Annotated in this window: 3 protein-coding genes and 2 pseudogenes; 2 read left to right on the top strand and 3 right to left on the bottom strand. The window is 66.1% G+C overall.

The features are described 5' to 3' along the window. Together AC1VTH_RS07425 and AC1VTH_RS07420 are read right to left on the bottom strand one after the other, a co-directional pair. The coding region (locus AC1VTH_RS07425; protein WP_481335503.1) for a phosphoketolase family protein at positions 1 to 464 on the bottom strand (464 nt) is incomplete at its 3' end. A gap of 460 nt (positions 465 to 924) precedes the next feature. After that, the gene (locus tag AC1VTH_RS07420; protein WP_481335502.1) at positions 925 to 1,950 is read right to left on the bottom strand and encodes a LacI family DNA-binding transcriptional regulator; all 1,026 of its coding nucleotides are present in this window, start codon (positions 1,948 to 1,950) and stop codon (positions 925 to 927) included. Between the two features lie 149 nt (positions 1,951 to 2,099). On the opposite strand from AC1VTH_RS07420, the pseudogene AC1VTH_RS07415 reads away from it, so the two are divergent. Together AC1VTH_RS07415 and AC1VTH_RS07410 are read left to right on the top strand one after the other, a co-directional pair. Further along, positions 2,100 to 2,165, top strand: a pseudogene (locus AC1VTH_RS07415) (zinc-ribbon domain-containing protein); the annotation flags it as partial. Between the two features lie 162 nt (positions 2,166 to 2,327). Beyond that, a complete protein-coding gene (locus tag AC1VTH_RS07410; RefSeq protein ID WP_481335504.1) occupies positions 2,328 to 3,101 on the top strand; it encodes a hypothetical protein in 774 nt (257 codons plus the stop codon). A 167-nt stretch (positions 3,102 to 3,268) separates the two neighbouring features. On the opposite strand, the pseudogene AC1VTH_RS07405 reads toward AC1VTH_RS07410, so the two are convergent. Then, positions 3,269 to 3,605, bottom strand: a pseudogene (locus AC1VTH_RS07405) (zinc ribbon domain-containing protein); the annotation flags it as partial.

Genomic DNA, 3,605 nt, shown 5'->3' with positions numbered 1-3,605 from the left:
CTCGGAGATGTGTATAAGAGACAGGGGTAGGAGAACTGGCGGAAGAACTTCTGCAGGCCAGCCTCGTCGTTGGTGATGTCCGGGCGGATGTCATAGTAGGTGCCGTCGAGCAGCGACTGGGCGGTGCCGGCGGGGCCACCGTGACCAGGGCCCATCAGGAAGACGGCGTTCTGCTGGTGGTCGGCGATGAGGCGGTTGACGTGACCAAAGAGGAAGTTCACGCCGGGCGTGGTGCCCCAGTGGCCAACGAGGCGGTGCTTGACGTCGGGACGGCCGAAGTCGCGGGTCTCGCCGGTCTTCTCATCGGTCCAGTCGGAGCGCATGAGGGGGTTGGAGCGCAGGTAGATCTGGCCGACGGACAGGTAGTTCGCCGCGCGCCAGTACTTCTCGACACCCTCGAGCTCCTGCTCGGAAACGGGGCCGTCAAGCTTCTGCCAGGGGGTGCCGATGACGGGATGTGCCATGTGCCTCTCCTCTTCCTGCACGGCATCTCAGCCGTGCGTCGTTATGCCCTTGCGGGCACCAAGCGCGAGCCGTTGCTTGGGGGTTGGCTCGTGCCCTTTTTGACTGACCGAGACGGAGTATAGATAGGTAAATCGTTTTACCTCGACGTAAACGCAAAGCGCTTACAAATCTTCTAAGCGTTTAACTCCGTGAACGGTAGTAATTTGACCGTGAACGGTAGGTAAATTTGACGAAACATGACCGAAATGTTTCGCAGGAATGGTCAAGTTCAAGGCGTGGCCGAGAAGGGCACGCGGACGCCATCACACTTGCTACAAATAAGGCCTATATGTCTGGTTGGGACGGCTTGGCGAGGCGGGCGCTGGGGAGCCCGCCGACGCGGCCGCCCTGGGTCCGTGCATGCTCGCTCTCTCCCGGACGCGCCCGTCACGTCCCTCAGAGGAGCCCGCCGACGCGGCCCTACCCCTCGAGCGTGCGCACGCTGTCCTTGATCACGAGCTTGGGGTCGAGCACAATCTGCTCGGGCTCGCCCAGCCTGCCAGCCTCATGCTCATCGATGCGGCGGAACAGCAGGTCGAGCGCCGCACGCGACAGCTCGGGCACGTTCTGCTCAATCGAGGTGAGCGCCGGCTCAAACAGGACGTCGGCCGCGGAGTTGTCGTAGCTCACCACCGAGTAGTCGCGCGGCACGCGTAGGCCCTTGCTGTAGAGGCGCTTGAGCAGGCCCAGCGCGATGTTGTCCGAGCTCGCGAACACGGCCGTCGCATCGGTGTCGGCCAGGCTCGCCGCCGCGTCGAACGCACTCGCGATGTAGTAGTCGCTGCCCAGCACGTAGTCTGCCTGCACGCGGATGCCTGCCTCGCCCAGCGCGCGGGTGTAGCCGTCGAGGCGCTCGCGGCCCGTGTTTGAGCGGGCGTTGACGATGCAGGCGATGCGGCGGTGCCCGTGCTCGATGAGATGGCGCGTGGCCAGGTAGCCGCCTAGCTCGTTGTTGAAGCGCACCTTGTCGCAGGCCAGGTTGTCGATGAAGCGGTCGACCATGATGTAGGGCGTGGGCAGGGTCGAGAGGTTGGCGATAAGCTGCTCGTCGATGGCAAACTCGTTCGAGACGACGATGAGCAGGCCGTCCACGCCACGGTTCACGAGCAGGCGCACGAGCTTGGCGTCGTTCTGCGGGTTGTCGTCGGAGTTTGTGATGATGAGGGTATAGCCCTTGGCGCGGCACATGAGCTCGAGGTTCTTGGCGAGCGAGGCAAAGAAGCGGCTCTCGATGTTGGGGATGATGAGGCCGATGGTGCTCGTGTGCTGCATCACGAGGCTGCGGGCGATCTGGTTGGGCACGTAGCCAAAGCGGCGCGCCGTCTCGAGGATGCGCCGGCGGCTCTCCTGCGAGACCTTGCAGGGGCGGTCGTTGAGCACGAGCGACACGGAGGTGGGCGAAAGCCCCACCTCGTTGGCGATGTCCTTGAGCGTCACCTTTGCCATGTCGCCTCCATTCCGCGCGCGCACCTGCCGCTATCGTACCCCGAGCAGCCTTTGGCCGAGAGTGGCAGCGATTGAGTCGCGCGACCCGGCACCGCTCCACTAACCTAAAAAGACGTACCTAGTTCGAGACGACCCACGAGGAGGACGCCATGTTCTGCACCAAGTGCGGGGCCCAGCTTCCCGATGACGCACGGTTCTGCTCAAAGTGCGGCGCCCCGGTTGCCGCCACTCCCGAGCCGGCACCGGCACCCACACCAGCGCCCGCACCGGAACCGGAGCCCGCACCCGCGCCGGAGCCCGAGCCAGCGCCCGCGCCCACGCCTGAGCCCGTACCCGCGCCAAACCCCGAAGCGCCCAAGCCGCCGGCCGAGATAGCGATGCCCCAGCCCACTACCCCCGCGGCGCCCGTGCCGCCTGCGCCCACGGCTGCCGAGGCCACGGCGCCCGGAGCCGCCGCACCTGGCGCGGGCTCCTTCGTTCCCACGCCCGTGCCTCCCAAGAAGAGCAAGAAGCCGCTGGTCATCGGCATCATCGTGGCCATCGTGGTGGGCGTGCTCGTCTATGGTGCGTCTCAGATGCTGCTGGGCGGCGGCGCCTGGAAGGGCTCGATGATGCTCGAGGGCACCTCGGCCCTCTTCGACCAGGAGTTTGGCATCGAGTACGACGGCACCACCATGACCGTCTATGACCAGGACGAGAAGATAAGCGGCAGGGTCGCCAGCTCCCACGAGGAGGACGGCCAGGTCTACTACGAGCTCACCGACATCGACTGGGGCAGCTGGGGCACCGACATGTTCCAGTCGAACACCGTGCACAACAGGCAGCTCACCGTCATGGTGCCCAAGGGCGCGCGCGTCGACCGCCCGTACGGCCGCTGGGGCATGATCGTCACCGCCACCGACGTGGCCGACGACGACTACCCGCTGTTCGTGCGCAGCACCGTGCTCGAGCTCACCGACGACTCTTCGGGCAGCTACGAGTTTGCCGCCGAGTGGGGCAAGACCCAAAGCGAGGTTGGCGTTGCCGACCCCACCTCGCCCTACTACGACCCGGGCGAGTCTGGCTGGGACCGACACATCAGCACGAGCGGCTCGCACGGCAGCTACCGCGTCTCGATCCTCGACGACACCTACACGCTCACGTTCAAGTAGGTGGGACAGGGGGACGTGTCTTTCGTCCCGCCCGCAAGCCCCGTTGCGGGGCACCACGCATCAGGCAGCTCACGAGAAGGGCGTGCCGGGCAGCATCACGTTGCCCGGCACGCCCTCTCTCTTGCTTGGATGCAAAGGCAAGGCGGGCGTCCGTCTCGCCCCCCTCCCTACTGCTCGTCCGCCTCCTGCGGGGGACGGGGCGCCTGGGCCTGCTGGCGTGCATAGAGCTCGGCCTTGATCTCGGCGATCGGCTTGCCGCAGCCGCTGCAGAACAGGTCGTCGTTGCCAACGCGGGCACCGCAGAAGGGGCAGGTGTAGGTGACGGCCGCCTGCGCGGCATCGGCAGACTCGGCCTCGAGCGCGTCGATCTGCTCCTGGTAACGGGCGCGCTCCTCGTCACACGCGGCGATGCCGTCATAGAGTGCCTCACGACCAGCGCGAAGCTCGGGGTTGTCCCTCGTGGCCTCGTAGAGGCTCGCGCCCAGCTGGGCGGCCAGCTGCTGG

This window comes from Parolsenella sp. (assembly GCF_982402205.1).
Note: the sequence above shows the minus strand (reverse complement) of the source record. Positions and strands in the feature narration are given on the sequence as shown.